17 protein-coding genes and 3 pseudogenes are annotated in these 21,801 nt (G+C 33.5%); 1 reads left to right on the plus strand and 19 read right to left on the minus strand.

The features are described from left to right. The first annotated feature begins 107 nt into the window (after window positions 1-107). Complete coding sequence (locus DN389_RS25500) at window positions 108-722, plus strand: LysE/ArgO family amino acid transporter (RefSeq protein ID WP_098190220.1); 615 nt, start codon at window positions 108-110, stop codon at window positions 720-722. Window positions 723-775: 53 nt separating this feature from the next. On the opposite strand, the gene DN389_RS25505 is transcribed toward DN389_RS25500, so the two are convergent. The 19 genes and pseudogenes from DN389_RS25505 to DN389_RS25600 form a co-directional block, all read right to left on the minus strand. Then, window positions 776-2,005, minus strand: coding sequence for a bacillibactin exporter BcbE (locus DN389_RS25505; RefSeq protein ID WP_097858789.1), 1,230 nt, complete (start codon window positions 2,003-2,005; stop codon window positions 776-778). 239 nt (window positions 2,006-2,244) lie between these two features. Further along, the gene (locus tag DN389_RS25510; protein WP_000113545.1) at window positions 2,245-2,451 is read right to left on the minus strand and encodes an alpha/beta-type small acid-soluble spore protein; all 207 of its coding nucleotides are present in this window, start codon (window positions 2,449-2,451) and stop codon (window positions 2,245-2,247) included. Window positions 2,452-2,577: 126 nt separating this feature from the next. Beyond that, window positions 2,578-3,420 (minus strand): petrobactin biosynthesis 3-dehydroshikimate dehydratase AsbF, encoded by an 843-nt coding sequence (asbF, locus tag DN389_RS25515; protein WP_088093108.1) that lies wholly within the window; start codon window positions 3,418-3,420, stop codon window positions 2,578-2,580. 37 nt (window positions 3,421-3,457) lie between these two features. Next, entirely contained in the window at window positions 3,458-4,441 is a 984-nt protein-coding gene (asbE, locus tag DN389_RS25520) for a petrobactin biosynthesis protein AsbE (protein WP_142343623.1), read from the minus strand. A gap of 44 nt (window positions 4,442-4,485) precedes the next feature. Then, complete coding sequence (gene asbD / locus DN389_RS25525) at window positions 4,486-4,740, minus strand: petrobactin biosynthesis protein AsbD (protein WP_000818072.1); 255 nt, start codon at window positions 4,738-4,740, stop codon at window positions 4,486-4,488. Continuing rightward, window positions 4,737-5,975 carry a 3,4-dihydroxybenzoic acid-AMP ligase AsbC gene (gene asbC / locus DN389_RS25530; RefSeq protein ID WP_098190222.1) on the minus strand — a complete coding sequence of 413 codons (1,239 nt, stop codon included), beginning with the start codon at window positions 5,973-5,975 and terminating at the stop codon, window positions 4,737-4,739. Before asbC ends, asbD begins: the two co-directional genes overlap by 4 nt. Then, window positions 5,962-7,800: an IucA/IucC family protein gene (locus DN389_RS25535; RefSeq protein WP_142399367.1), complete on the minus strand. Its 1,839-nt coding sequence runs from the start codon at window positions 7,798-7,800 to the stop codon at window positions 5,962-5,964. Before DN389_RS25535 ends, asbC begins: the two co-directional genes overlap by 14 nt. A gap of 58 nt (window positions 7,801-7,858) precedes the next feature. Beyond that, window positions 7,859-9,667, minus strand: coding sequence for an IucA/IucC family protein (locus DN389_RS25540; RefSeq protein ID WP_098190223.1), 1,809 nt, complete (start codon window positions 9,665-9,667; stop codon window positions 7,859-7,861). 156 nt (window positions 9,668-9,823) lie between these two features. After that, window positions 9,824-10,981: pseudogene (locus tag DN389_RS25550) on the minus strand (RNA-guided endonuclease InsQ/TnpB family protein). Beyond that, window positions 10,953-11,217, minus strand: a pseudogene (locus DN389_RS28985) (IS607 family transposase); the annotation flags it as partial. The pseudogenes DN389_RS28985 and DN389_RS25550, both read right to left, overlap by 29 nt. Window positions 11,218-11,605: 388 nt before the next feature. After that, window positions 11,606-12,117: pseudogene (locus tag DN389_RS25555) on the minus strand (GNAT family N-acetyltransferase). A 96-nt stretch (window positions 12,118-12,213) separates the two neighbouring features. Further along, window positions 12,214-12,894 carry an MgtC/SapB family protein gene (locus tag DN389_RS25560; RefSeq protein ID WP_000119501.1) on the minus strand — a complete coding sequence of 227 codons (681 nt, stop codon included), beginning with the start codon at window positions 12,892-12,894 and terminating at the stop codon, window positions 12,214-12,216. Between the two features lie 159 nt (window positions 12,895-13,053). Beyond that, entirely contained in the window at window positions 13,054-13,710 is a 657-nt protein-coding gene (locus tag DN389_RS25565; protein ID WP_000873559.1) for a YkyA family protein, read from the minus strand. 14 nt (window positions 13,711-13,724) lie between these two features. Next, window positions 13,725-14,546 carry a peptidoglycan-N-acetylglucosamine deacetylase gene (locus tag DN389_RS25570; protein ID WP_149237734.1) on the minus strand — a complete coding sequence of 274 codons (822 nt, stop codon included), beginning with the start codon at window positions 14,544-14,546 and terminating at the stop codon, window positions 13,725-13,727. 100 nt (window positions 14,547-14,646) lie between these two features. Further along, the gene (locus DN389_RS25575; RefSeq protein WP_149237735.1) at window positions 14,647-16,008 is read right to left on the minus strand and encodes a sensor histidine kinase; all 1,362 of its coding nucleotides are present in this window, start codon (window positions 16,006-16,008) and stop codon (window positions 14,647-14,649) included. Continuing rightward, on the minus strand, window positions 16,005-16,694 hold the full coding sequence (locus tag DN389_RS25580) for a response regulator transcription factor (protein WP_060490050.1): 690 nt from the start codon (window positions 16,692-16,694) through the stop codon (window positions 16,005-16,007). Before DN389_RS25580 ends, DN389_RS25575 begins: the two co-directional genes overlap by 4 nt. Before the next feature lie 13 nt (window positions 16,695-16,707). Beyond that, window positions 16,708-17,955, minus strand: coding sequence for a hypothetical protein (locus DN389_RS25585; RefSeq protein WP_088121908.1), 1,248 nt, complete (start codon window positions 17,953-17,955; stop codon window positions 16,708-16,710). Window positions 17,956-18,119: 164 nt separating this feature from the next. Next, window positions 18,120-19,121 (minus strand): LCP family protein, encoded by a 1,002-nt coding sequence (locus tag DN389_RS25595; RefSeq protein WP_046959173.1) that lies wholly within the window; start codon window positions 19,119-19,121, stop codon window positions 18,120-18,122. A gap of 305 nt (window positions 19,122-19,426) precedes the next feature. Beyond that, window positions 19,427-21,730, minus strand: a complete 2,304-nt coding sequence (locus tag DN389_RS25600) for a glycoside hydrolase (protein ID WP_098190226.1) — start codon at window positions 21,728-21,730, stop codon at window positions 19,427-19,429. Window positions 21,731-21,801 lie beyond the last annotated feature (71 nt).

Here is a 21,801-nt window from a genome sequence, read left to right on the forward strand (position 1 = left end):
ATATTCTTTTTGGTTGGTAACCTCTCCAACCATATGGATGGATACAAATTTTCATTTCTTCTATACAATATACACTATCATACTGAATTAAAATAGGAGGTAATATGATGAGTGAAGCAATTATTCATGGTATCATTCTTGCATTTGGTCTTATCATTCCATTAGGTGTCCAAAATGTTTTCGTATTTAACCAAGGTGCGAGCCAACCAAACATTTGGAGGGCAGCCCCTGTAGTATTAACTGCCTCTATATGTGATACGTTACTCATATTGATTGCAGTGCAGGGTGTCTCCCTTGTACTCCTTACTTTTTCTTGGCTAACTAACACGTTATATATAATTGGATTTTTCTTTCTCCTATATATGGGCTTTGTTATTTGGAGAAGTAACCCTTCCAACGATATAAAAAAAGAAAACAGTATGCCATTAAAAAAGCAAATCCTTTTCGCTGCATCGGTTTCGTTATTAAATCCACATGCAATTTTAGATACAATCGGTGTAATCGGAACAAATTCTATTCAATACATAGGAAGTGAAAAATGGGCTTTCACAGTTGCAACTATTATCGTTTCGTGGATTTGGTTTATAAGCTTAGCTTTAGCGGGGAAATTTCTAAAAAGAATAGACTCAACCGGAAAGACAATCGTATTATTAAATAAATTTTCTGGCCTCATCATATGGGGCGTCGCGCTTTATATGTTAAAACAAGTTATGTATTCTTAATGAATGAAAGAGAATTGCATGTTACTGAAAACATCATGCAATTCTCTTTCAAATTATGAAGTAGGTTCCGGTTTCTGTTTTACGTTCTTTGCATCTTTTGCTGGTTTAATCCAAATCATTGCTATAACGGCACCAATACCAGCGAAAATACTTGTTACATAAAACACCTCATGGTCAGCACCTTTCATGAAAAAAGAATATAGAGGTGGGCCAGCTGCTACACCGATAAATCGCATGGAACTATAAAAGGATGTAACCGTTCCCCTTTGCTCCTTTTCAATTCCTTGTGTAATTAGGGAGTCTAAACATGGGAGTGCCATACCAATTCCTATCCCCATGATAACGAGACAAAGAAGTAGTAAATAAATCCCTTTTATAAATAAAGGAATGATGACTGATGCAGCTGCCATTAAAAAACCAATATAAATACACTTCTTCATAACATTTTGATTATCTCCAATTTTTTTACCGGCCATATATGAACTAAGTGACAGTACAAGTAGCGGGATAGCAAGTACACACCCTTTCCATACACCATGAATGTCATACTTTGATTCCAGTATCGTCGACAAATAAAAGAGAATTCCGAATAAAATAAGCATAATAATTGCACCTAATGCAAAAATGGCAATTAACCATCTTCCCTTTTCTCGAAACGTAGAGATAATCGATTTTATAAACTCTTTAAGTGGTGGTACTTCTCCTTCTTGTTTCTTTGCCTTTACTAGAACAAGTAACAAAACAATTGATACTACGCATAAAACTGGAATCGCCCAAAATGGTAAGAACCATACAATGGCAGCAAGAGCAGATCCTAAAATAGGGCTCAGCACTTTTCCAAATGTATTGGATGTTTCAATGATTCCTAAACCTGTACTAACTTGTTTTTCATCTTTATATAAATCACCAACACAAGGTATAACAACTGGCATTGCACCAGCTGCACCAATACCTTGAATCGCTCTACCAATCAGTATCCAAGTGTAGGGATTATCAACTTTCCATGATACCCAACCTGTTACCGCTCCGCCTATAGCCGCAATCAGCAAACTCGGAACCATTATCATCTTTCGTCCCCATCTATCTGATAAATAACCAGCAATCGGTATAAGTAAAATGGCTACAATAGAGTAAATTGTAATAATCATGGATACTTGAAACGATGAAATATGTAATTTCTTTTCGATAGTCGGTAGGATTGGAATAAGCATTGAATTCCCTAATGTCATAACAAGTGGAACTGATGCAAGCGCAATTAAACAACAGTTTTCTTTTTTTAACATGTTGGCTTCGGAACCCTTTCATCGTATATTTCTGACCATATAATAGCCCTGCTGGAACGTAATTTTTCATTCCACCAGGGCTATTACATCTTTACTACTTCCCATTCACAACAAAAGAAATTGGGGAAAATATAGTATTATTCCTATTCTTTGAATCCAGTTCGCAATATATTCATACCAATTAATTGAAAAAAAAAAAGAAAGGAAGAATCCTTCCTTTCTCCTATAACCTTCTACAATTAGCGAGTATATCCGCCACCAAGTTGTTGTTCTGCCATCGCTACTAGACGTTTTGTAATTTCACCGCCTACAGAACCGTTTGCACGTGAAGAAGTATCAGCGCCAAGTTGTACACCAAATTCTTGTGCAATTTCATATTTCATTTGATCTAAAGCTGCTTGTGCTCCATGTGATGCTAATTGATTAGAGTTACGATTTCTAGCCATTACCAATCACCTCCTTATTTATATATAAATTGTGTTAAATTTTAATTTAAATACATGGTAATTTTTGGTTGTTTATATTTTTTAAAAAAGAGTCTCTACAATGAGAGACTCTTACATCATTTTATATTAAGAAGTTACTACTTCTAAATTTCTATTTGTTAATACTTTCATTTCTTCTTTTAATATATCTTTCGCATTATGTCCAAACCATTCGAGTGAAGCAAAATGGTCAGTATTTCTCACTTCCTGAATAATCTCATCATAATTTACCACACCTTCAAATAATGGAACCATACCAATTCGACTTCCCGCTGCTGCATATACATTATTTGGTTCAAACACATGCAAATAATCTGCTGACGATATATTCTTAAAATGGTAATGTTGTATCCACGGCTTTAGTCGATGGAAGCTGTCTATTGGATCTGCACCAGACTCCCATATATGAAGAAAATCAAGGTTTATTTTCAAATTCGGATGATCTACTTCTCCTAATAATTCCAAAGTAGAAGGCAGCGTATCCGTTAACGTATTTGGATGTGTTTCTAAAAGTACATACATATTATGCTGAGCAAATACTTCACAAATCATGCGAATACGATTCACATACTCTTTTCTCTCCTGTTCCGAGAAATCTTCGCTACCTTTTTGTCCAGCAAACGTACGAATTTTGTTTGTTTTAAACCAATTAGCTAATATTGCAAGTTGTTCACATTTCTCTATCGTTTTTTCAAAATCTGCCGATAATGATATGTCTAAGTAATCACTTATCATCGTAATTTCCAAGCTTTTATCCTTTAAACAATTCAATTCTCGTTCTGTCGTTTCATACTCTTGCATATACAAATTTTGTGCATGCGTCCCCCACAATTCAATTCCTTCAAAACCGTTTTCATATGCAAATTGAACAATATCAGTAAATGAAATTAATTGATGACGAAAGGAAATAGTACATAATGAATATTTCATAGGTTTGAACTCCCTTATCTTAAATTCAGTTAGGTTTTTAAAACGCTAAGACAGACTCGTTTGTTTTCATTTCTTTCCATGATACAAACTGTCTCTCTAATTCAGCCTTAATTTGCAGTTCAATTGCATTCATTTCATCCAACTTTTCAACAATTGATAATAACATGCCTTTATTATTCGTCATCGCCATTTTAATTGCTCGATACTGTACATTTGTAAATCCTTGTACAATATCCTCTACCCGATCACACCAATAATCAAACTCTTGCTCCGAATATTGCAACGTTTCACGGAAGTATGCAAAGGCATGTTCATAACTATATTTACGAATTGCAAGTACTGGTATTTGCTTCACTGCCGCTACAAGACCCGAAAGCGAATAACCTTCTTCTTCATGTGCCATTTTTATAATTAAATTTTTCAATTCCATAGTCAGTTCATTGTCATTTCTTTTGAAAGTTTCTATGAAATAACTCGCTACCATTTCTTCTGTTGGCTCCTGAATTTCTTTTACATCAATGAAATACCCTCCACCAAATGGGTTATCTTGAACAGAGTGAAGCACTTTTTCTCTTTCCATATTCCCTTCCCAGCGAAAATCAGGATCTAGCATGAACCATTCTTCTTCTTTCTCTGTCTTCGATATCATTAAATAATGCGGAAACGGTTTTTGATGAAATTTATTTTCCCTCTCTGGCAATAGAGACATATCAACCATTACAATGACATAGCGATTTTCTGGCTTGTTTTCTACTAATTGTAAAAACGTTTCTACATTGCTATCTTTACCTTTTGCATGATCATACCATTCGTTCACTTTCATACCGTACAATTTTTCATACCATAATAAATAATTATCATGGTTAATATTTTCGGAGTGATACGAAATAATGCCGCCTTCTGTTATATCAAAATCTCCGTCCCATAATCCAAAATAAAATGGACGGAAATCTATATCGCTACGCCTTTTTATAATTTCACAAAAACAACTCACTAAACAGTGAACTTTAATTGAAGTCATATTCTCATCCACTTTCCTAAAGGTTAATTATTCACATTTACTTCTTATACCGGCTGTAACTCCTCCATAAAATCAAGCAAAGATCCTACAGTAAGAAATGCTTTTGGGTCTACCTCATCCTCCGGAACGCATAACTTTAAATCCATTTCTATGTATACAATGAGCTGTAACATCATTACCGAATCTATATATAAATCTTGATTTAAGCGCATCGTTTCTTCTAAATGCGTAACGTTTTTGAGTTCCATTTTCCCTGTCATAATTTTCAAAACTTCATTTTTTAATGTTTCACGTTTCATGCTGTAACCTCTCCCATCTCTAGTAACTTTCTACTTACTTTTCCAGTTTTATTTTTCGGAATTTCAGTTACACTTTCAATCTCATGCGGAACTTTATAAGATGGTAAATGCTGCATACACCATTCTCTTATTCGCACTGGATCAACATGAGAGATTACTTTCGCTTTAACAACTTCGCCCATGACAGGATGTTTCCCTCGATATACAATGGCCTCTTGAACACCTTCTAATCGAAGTATTGTTTCTTCTACCTCTATCGGAAAGACTTTCAATCCTGAAACGTTAATCACATCGTCCATGCGTCCCATAAAATGAAGGCCACGCTCAGATTTATATCCCAAATCTTTCGTGAAAATTTTCTTATCATTCATTTTCACTACGATTTCTTCAGGCATATTTTCATCTGAACCTATGCTTATACTCGCATGAGGTAGCGGATTTCCTAAATCTAAATGGCTTTTCATATCATGACATATACTAATACAACCCGCTTCAGAACAACCGTATTGCTGCATCATATATGTTGTCGTTTCTTTTAGTTTATAAAACAATGCTTCTGGCAAAGGCGCTCCGGATGTCATAATTTTATGAAACTGAAACGTTCCTTGCGGGAAACTCCCCATAATATGTAACATAAGTGGTACTGCATATATAATATGTTTTTCTGTATTGCGAACTATATTTAATGCGAATTTAGGATTTTTATTCGTAATGATGATAGGTTTGCTTCCCCGCGTAATTGCGGATAACGTACCACATATTAATCCGTATGAATGTGAAACAGGAGCCATAACGACCGGCACTTCATCTACTTCACAGTTTAAAGCTTCATTATAAGCAGTAATTTCTGTGTCCACTTCCGTCCATGCTCTACGAATCAGTTTCGGTTCTCCTGTTGTACCAGAACTATATTGCAATAAAGAGGGCTCTTCTAGTAAAGCTTTCACTAATTCTAATTTCGTAAAATCGCTATATTCTCCATATAAAATCCCGATACAATTTGCACGCTTTGCCATTTCAATAGCCGTTTCTTTTGGCGTATCTTCATGTATAAGCAATACTGAGGATTTCTTTTCTTTTAAGAAAAACACAAGCGTAATAATATCGAATGGATCTTTCAGACAAAGAGCAAATCTATTTCCTTCTGCTTCTTGAAATTGTTCCATTTCCTCATAAACTTGTAATCTCAAATCAAAATCACTTTTGCTATACTCTTGTTTATTAACGATTAGCATAATTTCCCCCTGTAACAACTGATTTTTGTTTGATAAGTTGTCTTGCTCTATACAATGGATTTGGAACTTCATGAACAAGCGATTCCACATCCATATATAATCGACGCTTCGTTAATTGCTCAGCATAGAATGTAGGAGTATATAGCTGAATACTTTCAAATCTATCTTTCAAGTGTGGATATTTTCTAAAATGATTTTCAATTTCTTCGACCACTATTATCCAAAAACTTTCTTCTTTACAATCATATTCATCCGCAAATACGAAAGCTAATTCTCCTACATTAAATAAGAACAGTGCATCTAGTACCATCTCTTGTAAACATTCAATACGATCCATTTCAAAGAAATCATTCATTTTTCCATTCGCATACGTTTTATGCATTTTAGTAAAGTCTGGACATTTATTCATTTCTTTTAAGAATGGACGATAAAACTCAAGTCCTTCATGGAAATCCTTTAATGCAATACGGACAGGTAGCCCGTCTTTATGAACTAAAATCATATTTTGTCCGTGTGATTCTAATGCGATTCCATGCTCTACAACAAGATGTACAACTGGTATGATCGCTTTTTGAATCAGTAATCGTAGCCAATTTTCTATCCCATATTTGTTTAACCATGCATCAATAACTGGTATCCCGTCTTTCTCTTTTGCATATAAGCCGTTAAAGGGAACCGCATCCTCTTGCTCATCTAAATGGTTATGAACACTTTCACGCCAAATGCATCCTAATGAACCATATACAGAGTTCTTATTCGTATCATACGTTACACTCGAAAACTCATTTAACAAAATTATGTGCGATTCATCTCTTAAATATGGATCATCACTTACAACATCATTTAACCAATTCGATATAGCTGGTGCACTCACAACTGAATATGGTTTCAGCGTACGGAGTGTTGAAGTGTTAAGTATATTCAGCGATAACTTTACATATGGTTTCTTTGGATTCGTAACATTTCTTAACGTCCTCATCGATTGTTGCGCGCAATAATCATCCTCTGATTTCCCTAAATAAATAATATTTTTATCCTGTATATGATCAGCGTAATTGGGAATGATGAAATTCTCCCACTGCCAAGGATGAACAGGTATAAACACGTACTGCTTTGGATCGCATCCCGCACTGTAAATTCGTTCCATATATGCTTCTAATTTATGCTCGCCTATCTCACCTTTTAAAATATTGTCATAAATCACTTCATTTTCATAACCTACAGCCGCATATTTCTTATGCGCTGCAATCCATATAATTTTTATTGATCTCATAAATTCATATCCATATTGAAAATTGTCACGATATTGAAATCCAATTCGTGCTTTATAGCTAGGATGATATGGGTGACCGTCTATTAAATAGCACTCAAAGTCGTCGTACGATTTTTGAGTATATTTCACCTTATTATGTCTTTCATATTGTGCAATCGTGTCTTTAAATATCGTTTGTTCTAATTCATGAATAAAAGAATCTAATTTCGTTTGTTCTACGTTAACAATCCGAAAAACTTCTTCCAAAAATTGAGAGACTGAGTGTATTTCTTGTTTTTCCTCTTGAACTCTTATTACTAATGAATCTATAGAGATACGTCCAAATGTCATTCGTTCTCTTCCGTAACATTCATACGTGACACTTTTGTTGTCCTCATCAAGTCCTTGTATAAGAAAAAGAATTTGTTCTTCGTTTTCTATGCGAATTGGCGTAATAATTCCCTCATAAATTAACGACTCTACTAATTGACGTAACACTCTTCTTCGTACTGAAATGTAATCTTTTGATTCAAGCGCTTTCAATATTCTCGTATGATATATGTCCACTCTCATAACTCCTCCACCTTATGAAAAATACCATTATTTGTATTACGTGAAATTTTAACGTTATTTATGAACGGACAGCCACTTCTCTAACGAGAGGATTCTGTACCTGTACGTAAATTGCTTGTTCTAAAGGATTACTTAACTCATCGACATCGAAAAATCTCGTTAATAAATTTGCTTTACATGCCAACTTATCCTCTTCCAACAATTCTCTTAAAAAGGTCGAAGGTTCACGGTTATAAGGAAGGAACGATTCAAGTACAGATCTTAATTCAGAGAGAAGAATTTCCTCCTTAATTAATCCTGCTGTGCCAAAACCGTTAATGAGACCAAACATATGATTGAAAATTAAGTAGTAACGAAATCTCTCATCTACAATATAATCGTCATATAGATTTCCAGTACGTTCTCCAATGCCAGCCAACTCATTATTAAGCATCTCTTTCATTGAATTACAGAAATAAAACCCTTGATTATCACGGAAATAATATTTGACCGGATAACCATCCTTTAGCTGAACAACGCTATTTTGCTGATGCGCTTCTAATGCAACACCATAACGTAAGTACATCCATACCATCGGCTTTAAAGAAATATTCATATATCGTCTAAACCACTCTAAACTTACTTCTTCACAGCTTCTACCTTCTAAATCTGCTAGTCGATGAATAATATTCGATAAACGAGTACGTTCCCCAGGTATAGCATCTTGAACTAATCCAGCAATTAAAGTAGCGTCATTTGCATGTTCACCATAAAAAGGGTTCTCTCGTATAATTACTTCAAATCCAGATTCTTTTGCCCCGTAATTTAATGTAATAAATGCTGGATCACAAATAAAATCAAAACCTGGAAACTTATCTAGCACTTCACCAATTGCTGTATTTAGCATTTCCTTTCCTTCAAGACCACTCTCTAGTTCCTTCAATTTATTAATACGCATTGAATTTGTTACTTTTACTGGGAATGAAAACTTAAGCATATATTTTGATTGGGGATGATATAACGTCCTAAGTGATGATGTTGCCATATAATACTTACCGACAGGACCGATATATTCAAGTACTCCTTGATCTATCCAATCCTGTACGTATGATTGGTGTAATAGCCATTCTGCCTGAAGCGGATGAATTGGAAGTAATGAATATTCATCTTCATTACAATACTTCGATATAAATTCTTTACAAACCATCTCATCATTACGTAACTCTTCTTTTAGAATTACTGTTGTAGAATCTAACAATAATGATTTTTCATTTACTATATTTTTATGTGCCCTAAAATAATGAAGCTGACATTCTCCTTTTAATTCTGGAGAATACATTGTGCTTTTCCATTCCAAAATACCCTGTCTACTCTTTGGGGTTGGATGCGTTAAATGTCCAAATAATAAAGATTGCTCCGCTTCTATAAAGGATGTATGGAAACCGTATAATGCAGATGTATCTTCTATTCTCTCCTTTGTAAATTCTTCAATATTTTGACAACTACAAATAACTCGAAGCATAAGTTCAGCAGGATTCGTCCCTTCTCCGTAGTTGATAGACATCTCTTTTATTAAGAATGTAATAACAGTAACGTAATCTGCTTTTATAACATTCTTATTTTCTCCCATTTGATAATAAAATTGTTCTCCAAACAAATGGCGATCTGTTGCTGATTTATATATAACTTCTCCATACAAAGTAATGTTTTGTGCCGATAGCCGACAATATAAATATGTGGGGACTATATCTCTATTCAACGTATTACTGAAGATACTTTTCATTTTTTCATCCTCTGTAATCCATTCTCCACTCCCTGTTTCTCTTAAATAACAGTTTAAAAAACTTTGTAATGTTGCATGTTCTGCGATTTGTTTCGCATGCTGCATATTGGTCCTGCTACTAAAAACATAGACAAATGTACATTCTTAGAGTATTCCTGCTTCTATGTGTCCTGTCTCGCTACTAACTCGCTAATACAGTTTGATATAACACTCCACAGGCGTAAATTCCGATGTAGCCCACCGTACATATATACAATCTATTTACGTTAATATTGTATATTTTTTTGCTTGTAACAGGTTGATTGACGCGTTCAAATCTCTATCTATTACATTTCCACAGTCACATTCATATACTCGGTCGGATAGCTTTAAGTCTACTTTCTTTTGACCACAACATTAACATAGCTTTGAAGATGGATAGAACCTGTCTACTTGACGTAGTTCAATTCCATATTCCTCACATTTCGTCAATAACCATGTTTTAAATGTATAAAAGCACTGCTTAGCAATTGTTTTAGATAGATGTCTATTCTTCATCATACCTCTCACATTCAAGTCTTCTACTGTAATAAACGTTGGCTTGGTTTTCACCACATCATTTATAACAGACTTTACATACGCTAATCGAATATTTGCTAGCCTGGCATGTAGTTTTTGCACTCTAAGAATATTTTTATCTATATTCGCTCTTTTATTAGTAACAGATTGTTCACCTCTCTTTTTTATATTTTCAAATTTACGTGATAAAGAACGTTGTTCACGTTTTAACCGTTTTTCTATCTTTTTTACTTTTACTGTTTTATTTATATTTTTGTGAGTTTTCCCATCGCTACGTACAACGAAATCCTTCACCCCTAAATCAATCCCTAAACCTGTTGAATGGAGTGTTGGCTTCGCTTTTGTTTCTTCTGATTCACAAAGCACAGATACAAAATATCTTCCTGCTCTTTTTGATATCGTTCCGCTTTTTACAACCGCATCTTTTCGGATATACCCATACTCTTTTAATCTCATCCATCCAATCGTAGGGATTTTCACTCTATGTCTTTCAACCGCCCAATCTGTTTTGTTGTTCTTAGGGAAATAACATTTTACATTTTCATTTTTCTTTTTCTTGTAGCGTGGAAACTTAGACAAGCCGTAAAAAAAATTCTTAAATGCTTTATCTCCATTCATAATGGCTTGTTTTACCGCTTTACTCGACACTCCTTTAATCCACTGGTCACACTCTTTTGTATGAATGTTATTTAGCCATTTAGAAAAGTCATAGCCTCTAAGAAATTCCCCCTCGGATTCATATATTTCTTTGTTTTTAGAGAGATATAAATTGTAAACATACCTGCACACTCCAATCGTTTGATTGATCTTGGTTATTTGTTCATTTGTCGGTTTAATCTCTATTAGATATGCTTTTTTCATAGCTCTTCATCCTCCAGCATTTTCTCAATCCATATACCCTACAACTACATACATGAATAATAGATATCAAATCCTGAACAAATTCTTCTTGTGAAGACAACTTTTCATTAGTAACAATGATAACTTCGACTCCCATCATATGAAGAACTCTCTCTAAACCAATCGTAACCAAAACGAACAAATCTACCTTTGTGTGCGATGATGGTTGAAACATTTCTCTCCATGCAGTCATCAAGCTTATATTTTTAATACGTATGTCCACATTTACCTATGTTTTCACTTACTGTTGTGTCCTCCTCTTTATATTAAAGCTATCGAAATTTTATATAATAAACAACAATTGAATATCGTTATCAATCTAATTGATAACGATATTCAATTCAATAGTATATATCAATTATGATTCTAATTGATAACGATATTCAATTCAATAGTATATTTCAGAATTTTTTTATCTAATTTAATTTTTCTTGTTTTCTATCTTTTCTTTAATCTAGTTAAAAATTCACGAAAAAAATACTCAATTTCAAACTACATACTTACTATTTTTCATTAGTAATCCATCCAAAATAGTTAAACAAAAGAGGTATACCTTAATTGGCATACCTCTTTCAAAGAATAAGTTTACATAATAATATTATTTATATCTCTCCAACAATAGGCTGTCTCTTCTACCTGTACTCTCTCTAAAAATTTCGTATCAATTTTTTCTGGATTAAATTTTTCATAAAAATTTTTAGAAGGGTTATTCGTAACAACCCATACTAAAAGTGATTGCATATCATTGTTTATACATTCCGATAATAAAGCTTGAAATAACTTTTGTCCTATTTTCATTCCTTGATACTCTTCTAAAAGGTAGATTGCATATAATTCCCCATCACAATTATATGCACCACTTCTTTCCACTCCCCCGTCAATGAATCCGATTATTGTTTCATCTGACGTCTCTGCTACAAATCTATATTGGTATGTATCTTCTTGTTGAAAAATGTTTTCCCATTGTTTTTCTCGTTGCTCATATGTTATATTTTCTAAAAATTCGTCAGCAAATATCCCTTTATACGTTGTTTTCCAGCTATCAACATGCACCTTTGCTATACATCTTTTATCGCTCTTCTAATATGTATTTCCATCATTTCTCCCCCTTGTTATTCATCATTATATCAATTTTTTTCCTTAAAAATCCAAATAAAAAAAGAGTGAATGCACTTCACTCTTTTTTATCACAATTATCTACTTTCCACTTCAACTGAAACAACACGATCAATCTCTTTCAGGGAACTATATAACTCTGTTGTATATAAATCTTCTGGAGCTAAAATAACCATTTCCAATTGCTGAAATGCTCCACCATCTATATCTTTAATTTTTACGCGTTTCACATGCATACCTAAATTTTTAATTTGCTTAAATATACCATCTAACTCATGATGCTCTTTTACAGTAATTTTTATAGATAAATCTTTTTGTCTTAATGAATACGGACCTGCAATTTTCACAAGTTGTGGAAGTACGTTAATTGCTAAAATAATTAAAATCATTGCAACCGTCGCTTGTAAATAAAAGCCTGCCCCAATTGCTATACCTAAAGCTGAAGCAGCCCACACCATAGAAGCTGTCGTTAATCCAGAAATAACATCATTACTTCTTCGTAAAATAACACCTGCCCCAAGAAAACCAATCCCACTCACAATTTGAGCAGCTAGACGCATTGGATCCATATTTGTATGCCCTGGAACAGAATATACATGTACGGCTTCAATTGAAACCATCGTAATTAAACAACTTGCTACAGAAATAACCATACTTGTTTTCACACCAAGCGGTTTATTCTTTAGCTGCCTATCTATCCCGATGAATAATCCTAAAAAGAGTGCTAAACCTAATTTGAGTAAAAATTCATATGACATATTTCCATTCTCCTTACTTTACAATGTTTCCCTTGGAATAATTCACTATAACTCTTTTATGATATCAATTCCAGTCTTTTCTATTCATTTAACGTAAAAAGCCGAAAAAACATTTGTAACGATGTTTCTCCGGCTTTTTATTATGCTTAAGATTCTTCTTTATTTCTGATCTTTAATCTTAATCTCTGCATCTTTGTAGAATGCTAATTTACTGTCATTATACTCTTTTGTAAAATTGTTAAATTGCTCTTTTGATTTTTGTGCTTCCACAGTTAATTCATTAACAGCCTTAACTTTTTCACCAATCTCTTTTAATTTCGTTTCTTTTACTTTTAATTTTTCATACAGTTCTTTTTCAGTCGCTAACGCCTTCGTATAATTTTCATTCATCTTTTGGAATGCATCATAACGGTTTTTATACGACTCTTCTACTGCTTTCGCTTGTTTTTGTAACTTCTTATCTTCAAGCTTCTCTATATTTCCTTGAACAGATTTTGTTTCTTTCTGAGCTTTTTCTAGCATTTCTTTCTCATTTTTCAATACTTTTTCACGGTCATCTACATTTGCAGTAGCTTGCTCTATTTTCTTCATAACAGCGTCATTATGATCTTTACCTTCTTGTAAAATTTGAGAATATAGCTCTTGACCTTCATTCTCTAATTTCTCTAATTTCTTCGCTTCATCAACTAATGATTTTTCTTGTGTCGCTGCTGTTTCAAAAGCTGTGTATAGATTTTCTTCTGGTTTTTCACCGAAACAACCTGTTAATAGTCCTACTGATAGTGCTCCAACTACTGCTACTTTTCCATACTTCAACGTTCATTCCTCCATTACATACGGTTATCATGCCAGAAATTCACTGAGAAGTGACTCTCTTCATGATAAGCTTCAAACTCATAACCCTTTTCTTTTAACCCTTTTAAAATTGCTGGCACAGCAGCAACTGATTGTGGGTGAATGTCATGCATTAAAATGACTTCCTGTGGTTTTGTTGCATTTGTTATTACATTTTGAGCAATTTGTGCTGCCGCTGCATCAACTTGCATTTTGTTATATTTCCAATCTAATGAATCAATTGTCCAATCCCATACTTTAAAACCGCCCTCTACCACTTTATTTCGAAGACCTTCATTTAATCCAGGCATCGAACCGTATGGTGGACGTGTTAATTTAGGTGATTTTCCAATAATATTTGCGATTAAGCTTTGATCTTCTTTCATTTCATTTACATACTCGCCATTTTTATATAACTTTGCAAAATTATGTGTCATACTATGCATACCTACATAATGACCCTCTGCATTTTCACGTTTCACTAAATCCGGAAATTCTTTTACATTCGCTCCAATTAAAAAGAACGTCGCCTTCGCATCATGCTGTTTTAACATATTTAACAATTCAGCCGTATATTTCCCTGGGCCATCATCAAATGTAAGATAAGCAACTTTTCTTTCTTTTCCATTAAAACGACTTGGTGCCGTTTTATTCATTTCTACTTTCGGTTGTTCACTTGCAAGCTGTACTACATTTTCTTGTTTTGCAATAGCCTTTGCTGGTGAAGTAATGGATTGAAACATGAAATACCCAATAGCTACTGCTGCAATCGCTATTAAAACGACTACTACTCGTTTAATTTTAAAAGCTTTTTCCATTCTATCGAATTCCTCTCCCTATTAATCTTATATATAAATCACCCAATATAATTATACATCTATTTATTTTATTACACTATATAAACAGACTTTTTATGTATTATAATGGGAGTTTTATTAAAATGGTTGTTCCTATTCCTTCTTTACTTATAATACTAAGTGTACCTCCATGAAGCTCCACCATTTTTTTAACGATAGCTAAACCGAGACCAGCACCTGTAGCATGGTTATTAATCTGGTAAAATGACTGTTCTATATATGGTAAATGCTCTTTAGCAATTCCAATCCCTTCGTCTTTCACCTTGATTACTGCTTGTCCTTCATTGTTAGTCGCTTCAATGTGTATTGTACCTTTATCATGTGAATATTTAATAGCATTTTGAACAATATTCAAGAAAATTTGCTTTAGCCTATTTCGATCTCCCATCAATTCAATTCTTTCTATCGTATTAATAAATTGAATTTGTTTCTCTTCAGCGTTAGGAGTTAATTGCCAAATCGTCTCCTCTAGTATATCGTATATTTGCACCTTTTGTTTATATAAATTGAAATGATTTGATTGTAATCTTGAAAAATCTAGCAATTCTTCTACTAAATGAATCAATCGGTCTGTCTCACCTGATATAATTCCCATACCTTGCTTTATCTCTTCTTCTGTTAAATAATCTACCGTTTTTAACGTCTCACTCCAACCTTTAATTCCAGTTAAAGGCGTTCGTATTTCATGAGAAATAGAAGCAATGAATTCATTTTTCATCTGTTCCGCTTTTTCTATTTTATTAGACATATGATTTAAACTATGTGCCAACTCACCTAATTCACCTGGATAATCCTCTTTAATTTTCTTCTTTAATGTACCTTCTGCAATTTGTGAAGAAGCATGAATAATAGATTCGATAGGTTTAACAAACGAATTCGCTAATCGTCTACTGATTAAGAATACGATACCAGAAATGACAATTCCAACTGAAATAGTAAACATAATAATTTCAATAATCTTTGCATTTACATTCGTTAAAACAGTTGTATATTTCAAAGCACCGATCGTTTGTCCTTGATGAATAAGTGGACTAATCACTTCCAATTGTTTCACATTGTCTTTCGTAGCAGTCACTTGATGATACATCTCTCCTTCTAGTAACGAATATGGAATAACTACTTTACCTTCTACCTTTTGTCCACTTGACGATTGTATAATCGTACCATGCCGATCAATTAATTGTAATTCGGTTCCTTCTAACTGAAAGCTCTCAATTATATCCCCGCTGTATTCTTGCAATCGAATAAAGTATAGTGAATTGTATTCAGAGAAAAATCGCGTACTTGTCTTCGCATGAGATTCTACATATTGCACAATACCATTATAATAATATCGATAAATTGAGACTGAAAATACGACTTCAAATAATACAAGCATAAGTATAATGACCGTCATAAAATATAAAGTCACTTTTCTTTTCATCTTATACTTTCCTTCCACACATATCCTTTTCCCCACACAGTAAGAATAAATTCAGGTTCTGATGGATTACATTCTATTTTTTGGCGTAACCGCCTCATATTTACATCTACTACTTTCGTCTCACCTACATAATTCGTTCCCCAAATCATATTTAAAATTTCATCACGTGAAACCGGCTTTGAAGCCTGATTCATCAAATACTGTAATATCATATACTCTGTAGGGGTTAAATCGACTAATTGTCCACTTTTATATAGTCTTTCCTCTATTACATTTAACGAAAATGGGCCAGATATGATGATATTCGCTTTTTCATCATGTACTTCTATTCTCCTTAGTAACGATTGTATACGTGCAGTTAATTCCACTGGACTAAACGGCTTTGCGATATAATCATCTGCACCAATTCCTAATCCTTGTACTTTATCTTCATTTTGTACGCGTGCGGTTAACATAATAATACCTATTTTTTTATTTTCTTCCCGGATGGATTTACAAACTTGAAAACCATCAATTCCTGGTAACATTACATCAAGTAATGCTACATCAACAGTATGTTCACATAAAATCTGTAACGCCTCTTCTCCCGTACTAGCTTCTAACACATAAAATCCAGCACGTTTCAAATTCAAGACGATAAAACTACGAATAGGCATTTCATCTTCTAAAACTAAAATTGTTGGCATAATTTCCACCTCCCTACTCTTGTTGATAATCGGCTAGCGGTTTTACATATGCTTTCACTTTTTCAAAATGTGGTTGTTTCGGTACAGCATATACGTGAGAAGCTGTTTTAACTGCTGCTTCATATCCTTTTATTTTGAACCATTCTTTCCGCTTAAATATATGGACTTCAAGCCATAATTCTTTTGTACTTGTCTCCAAAAACTTTTGAGAATTTGATTCCTTTTGCTCATCTGGTATCGTAATTTTTCCAATTAACTCTTCAGGAATTTTCACATAATATCCTTTTTCTATATCGATATATCTTTCTTCAATTGGTTTAATTCCAGATTCACTCCACTGTATGTAACGTTCGAAAAGCGGACTATCACCATGTGATTTATCTTCCCAACCTTGTGGACGCACTGTACGAACAAATTCAATAATGCCGTCTTCATTAACATCTTTACTTTCTACAACATATTCATTGAACAAATCTTCTTTCCCATCTATAGGTAATACCTCATAATGACCCTTATCAAATTTTGCTACATACGTTATCCCTGAATGAGCGCCAACTCCTGCATCAATTACAACCGCCTTTAGTGATTTAGAAACACGGCCCATTTGTATTCTTTGAATACTATTTATAAATGGATCGAATGATGCCTCAGATAAAGTTTTAAATTGTTCCATGAACTCAACTGTCAACTTCTCATCTTTTTCATACGTAACAAGGCTTATATCTTTCAGTCCATTTTTATTTAAATCCTCTATGAATAACTTCGTATAACTTCGATTATATATTTCCTTCATATCTTCATTTTCTTCCGAAAAAACATACATAACATGTTCTAACGATTCACGACTTACAGAAATTCCGATTAATAACTCTCGCTTCCCGTTCCCTGTAAAATCACCGACTTCAACGATATCTACATCTCCACCATCAAATCTGTGCGTGGACTTCAATTTCCAGACATTCCCAACTTCTTCATAGACAGCTAAATATACGCTATGATCTTCATTCGGTAATTTATAAAATAAGATGGCTTCTTTCTTATTATCTTGTTTAAAATCCATTGACCAAATCATCTGTTTATCTTTATTAGACATTGGAGTAAGCAATCGATAATTAACAGGCAAATCTTTATCTATTTGCTCTTTTAGTTCATTAATCCATTTCTCATTGGCAGGAGCACCCATTAAACTTGTTGGAGCTTCAGACATTTTACATCCAGTCAACATAAAAATGATTCCCATAATGCCTATCCATTTCTGCATATGATATCTTTCCTTATTACAGATTTTTATTATTTTTCTTTACTTTTTGCTTCTCCAATATTCTCATACATATGAGTATAGTTTTTCTAAAATAAAAAATCGTTACAGAAAAGTTACAAATCCATTCCGATAAAAAAAGATTGGCGAAAGCCAATCTTTTTTTATTATTCGTTTCGAACTGGTTTCGGTGTTACACCTAGATGATCATTTAATTTTTTCGAAATATCTTTCACATTTTTTTCATTTGGAATGTAATAATAAATACCTCCGATACGTTTATCCGTACCTTCTATTTGCATTTTTTCCATTTCTAAATTAGATCCTGCCATATTTTTTGTAATCGCAAGCATATCATCGAAAGTTAAGTTCGTTTTCATATTTTTATCAACCGCATCAAGTAAAGAGCCCATTTTGCTAATTGATTGCACAGACATCGCTTTTTTTGCAATTGCTTCTATTACAAGTTGTTGTCTTTGTCCACGCATTGCGTCACTATCAATTTTACGCGTTCTTGCAAGTGCAAGTGCTTGTTCTCCATTTAAATGTTGGAAGCCTTTTTCTAAATGAATCATACCCGCTTGGTCTTTACTATCTTGCTCTGTGAAAGTAACAGGTACATCAATATCAATACCACCAAGTGAATCGACAATTTGTACGAATGATTCAAAGTTAAACTTCACATAATAATCAACAGGAACATTTAAAAATCTTTCCACTGTATCTCGTGTACTTTCAACACCACCAAATACGTGTGCGTGTGTAATTTTATCTAATTTCTTTCTAGATGGAATATATACACGTGAATCACGCGGAATACTTACTAATTTAACTGATTTATCATCTTTATTAATTGTTGCTAATAAAAGTGCATCTGTGCGAACAGCTTCACCATATTGACTTTTTCGCATTTCACTACCATCTACACCCATAATTAAAATAGAGATGTTATCCTTTAAAGGCTCAACTTCTTTATCACGTTTTGATGATTTATCAATTTGTGCATACGCATCACTTACAACAGCTTTTGCTTTATTATATATTAATGATCCATATCCTACTCCTCCAAAAATAAGTAGGAAAAATGGAATTAAAATGAACCATTTTATTGACCTTCTTTTAGAACGTTTTTTATTGCTTCTCGTATTTTGTTCTAATTCAGAGCTCATCTTCATTCGCCTCTCTTTCTCTTTCCCTAGTATAATGTATGTCTAGTATTCTTCATATTGAATTTCCTTTCAAACACCTTACATTTTTGTAAGGTTACATGATGAATCCAAAATGTATTCCATTTCACATTATACTCTCGTGCTTATTTTTGGCAAGTCACTATTTTCCAACTTCAAATATTTAGCACTTCTCAACATCCGAAATTACAGATTTATAAATTTATTCGTTTCGAATTCTTCAATTTTCACCTGAAAAATCAACAAGAATAAAGAGAAAAATTAGTAATGCAACAATACATTTCATATTATCCCTCAAGCGGTGTATACGTTGTTTTCTTCCCATGATTATAAATGAAAGCGGATTTTGCTTTTAGTTTCACCTTATCTATTTCTATCTCTTCATTTGAGAAATTCACAATAATTTTAATATCTTTTCCATATGAAGCAGATTGAACTAATTTATCTTCTGACAAATATGCAAAGTTCGTCATTTCTTCTTTTACTGCCTGTTCATGAACGTCATTCCAAACTTTCAGGTGCTGCGTAATTTCTTGTTTATGCTTATTCCACTCTACTTCATCTAAATGGTACAACGGAGGAACATTATACAATAATTCGTATAGCATACGGTTCCCTACCTCATCTTTTACTTTCAAACTTCCCCATTCCCAGTGGTGCGTTGTAATTACAGAATCATTGTATACTAATTTATATAATGGTACTGAATATACAGGGTTTAAATACACTTGTTTATATTCTTCTTTTAACGGTACTTGTTTTGCATATTTTTCTGGAACATTTTGATTCGGTGACCAATATCCGCCCACATAATACGGACTTGTTTTATTTTTCCTCATATCTTCATCGTCCCATTTAATAACCGGTGTTTCAATACCGTGAGCAAATGCAATCGTGCTACTTGCAAAGTCATTTCCGCCTTCTGAGCCAACTACCATACCTTTTTCTTGCGCAATATAATCCATTCGTTGCAATCTTGCTTTTAAATCTTGTTCTTGTGTCGTTATATGTTTGGCTGAATAGTCATCATAAATTTCACCTGTTGCATCACAATCAATAAACCATGAATTATATTTAGGTCCATTTTTTAATATATCGTTCATTCGCTCTTTTACACTAGGAAGAGATAAAGTTGGATTTAACTTTCGCCCTCTACCTAAAAATCCTTGCACTTTTTCTCCATTTTTCTTCGTCACAGTTGCCTCTTCATATAACGATGGATCCTGAAAAGAAGCTGTATTCCAATTTTTATCAGCTTTTTCGTGAATAGAATGATAAGAATCATACGGACCAACTAAATATCCTATTTTCTTAGCTTCTGTCACGAAATCAGGCTGCATATACCCTTGTTCCCAGTTCGGTAACCCAATCCACGCTTTGTCTATTCCTGATTCTTTCATTTCCTTTATAATATCCGTTCCATCTGCGTTACCCCATTCACTTACTTCTTCAATCGCATCACCGAGCGCCGACTTTAATACATGCTTATTTAAGTTATATAACTCCATCTTCGATAAGTGATCTACCCCTTTGTTTAATAACTCACTAGCGTTCTGATCAACCTTTTGAAAAATATCATCTTTATACAATTCCTTCATTGATAATACTTCATTTACATAACGCAAAATAACATTTTTTTGGTACTTATCAATGAAATCTTGTTTACTTACTTGCTCAAACACACTCAGTTCTCCAGGCTCCGAACTATTCTTTTGAATAAGCCCTTTTATATGACTAAATACAGGACTATTTAATTGCTCTCTTATTTTAGGCCAATTTACGTTACTGTCAGACAAACCATTTTGATTCCAAAAATAAAAATGAGCAGCACCATAAAGTTTTTCAATCTCTTTATTTTTTCTAGCCTTTTCTTGTAATGTTTTAAATTCACCTTTTCGAGCAATATTATCCTTATACAGTTTAGCAATACTGACTGCATCATTATTTGTCACATATAATTGAAATCCATATGCTTTATTTTTATTTATACTCGGGAATTCATGTATAAAATCAAATCCTATTTTCGGATCCGAATGAAATTTCAATTCATTATTAAACATATTGTTCGCAATAAATACAATTGAATATTTCGAACCATTTAACGCAAAAAACTTCATAGAAAATGATTCAGCAAATGAATATGCATCATCCTTTAAAAACTTCTTCCAATTTTCATCATTACTCGGAATTTGTTTTCCTTCCCATAACGGAAGTGTATAATTTTCAGCTTGTACTTTCGGCCACGTAAAGCTTTCTGCACCAGTCGATTCGACTTCAATATTTAAGTGATCTTTTTTCTTTTCTAGATTCACTTTTACTTTTTGATCTGGATATTCCCAAGATGTGCGATCCTTGTCTTTTTTTACATTCGACACCTTCATTTTCGGTAACGGCTGTGACGCCTGTTCCTTTACACCATCATGTTCTACAGTTAACGTGAAAGTCTCTGGATTTACATCGTAAGTAAACTCTTTATACGTCGCTTTCTTTACTTTAGACTCTTGTACAGCCTTGTTACCTTTTACATCACACCCGACTAAAGTCGAAAGTGACATCGTTGTAAGAAGACATATTGCTATCATTTTTTTCATCTTCTGCACCTCCACCACTGAATATACAGGGGCTTTGTTACAGGAATGTGGCAAAAAAAATAGAACTAGCA

This window comes from Bacillus sp. AY3-1 (assembly GCF_008368785.1).
GTDB lineage: Bacteria > Bacillota > Bacilli > Bacillales > Bacillaceae_G > Bacillus_A > Bacillus_A wiedmannii.

Excerpts from the sequence above, each read along its gene's own strand:
- DN389_RS25500 (WP_098190220.1), top strand. The coding sequence starts at position 108 with ATGAGTGAAGCAATTATTCATGGTATCATTCTTGCATTTGGTCTTATC.
- DN389_RS25505 (WP_097858789.1), bottom strand. The coding sequence starts at position 2,005 with ATGTTAAAAAAAGAAAACTGTTGTTTAATTGCGCTTGCATCAGTTCCA.
- DN389_RS25510 (WP_000113545.1), bottom strand. The coding sequence starts at position 2,451 with ATGGCTAGAAATCGTAACTCTAATCAATTAGCATCACATGGAGCACAA.
- asbF (WP_088093108.1), bottom strand. The coding sequence starts at position 3,420 with ATGAAATATTCATTATGTACTATTTCCTTTCGTCATCAATTAATTTCA.
- asbE (WP_142343623.1), bottom strand. The coding sequence starts at position 4,441 with ATGACTTCAATTAAAGTTCACTGTTTAGTGAGTTGTTTTTGTGAAATT.
- asbD (WP_000818072.1), bottom strand. The coding sequence starts at position 4,740 with ATGAAACGTGAAACATTAAAAAATGAAGTTTTGAAAATTATGACAGGG.
- asbC (WP_098190222.1), bottom strand. The coding sequence starts at position 5,975 with ATGCTAATCGTTAATAAACAAGAGTATAGCAAAAGTGATTTTGATTTG.
- DN389_RS25535 (WP_142399367.1), bottom strand. The coding sequence starts at position 7,800 with ATGAGAGTGGACATATATCATACGAGAATATTGAAAGCGCTTGAATCA.
- DN389_RS25540 (WP_098190223.1), bottom strand. The coding sequence starts at position 9,667 with ATGCAGCATGCGAAACAAATCGCAGAACATGCAACATTACAAAGTTTT.
- DN389_RS25560 (WP_000119501.1), bottom strand. The coding sequence starts at position 12,894 with ATGTCATATGAATTTTTACTCAAATTAGGTTTAGCACTCTTTTTAGGA.
- DN389_RS25570 (WP_149237734.1), bottom strand. The coding sequence starts at position 14,546 with ATGGAAAAAGCTTTTAAAATTAAACGAGTAGTAGTCGTTTTAATAGCG.
- DN389_RS25575 (WP_149237735.1), bottom strand. The coding sequence starts at position 16,008 with ATGAAAAGAAAAGTGACTTTATATTTTATGACGGTCATTATACTTATG.
- DN389_RS25580 (WP_060490050.1), bottom strand. The coding sequence starts at position 16,694 with ATGCCAACAATTTTAGTTTTAGAAGATGAAATGCCTATTCGTAGTTTT.
- DN389_RS25585 (WP_088121908.1), bottom strand. The coding sequence starts at position 17,955 with ATGCAGAAATGGATAGGCATTATGGGAATCATTTTTATGTTGACTGGA.
- DN389_RS25595 (WP_046959173.1), bottom strand. The coding sequence starts at position 19,121 with ATGAGCTCTGAATTAGAACAAAATACGAGAAGCAATAAAAAACGTTCT.
- DN389_RS25600 (WP_098190226.1), bottom strand. The coding sequence starts at position 21,730 with ATGAAAAAAATGATAGCAATATGTCTTCTTACAACGATGTCACTTTCG.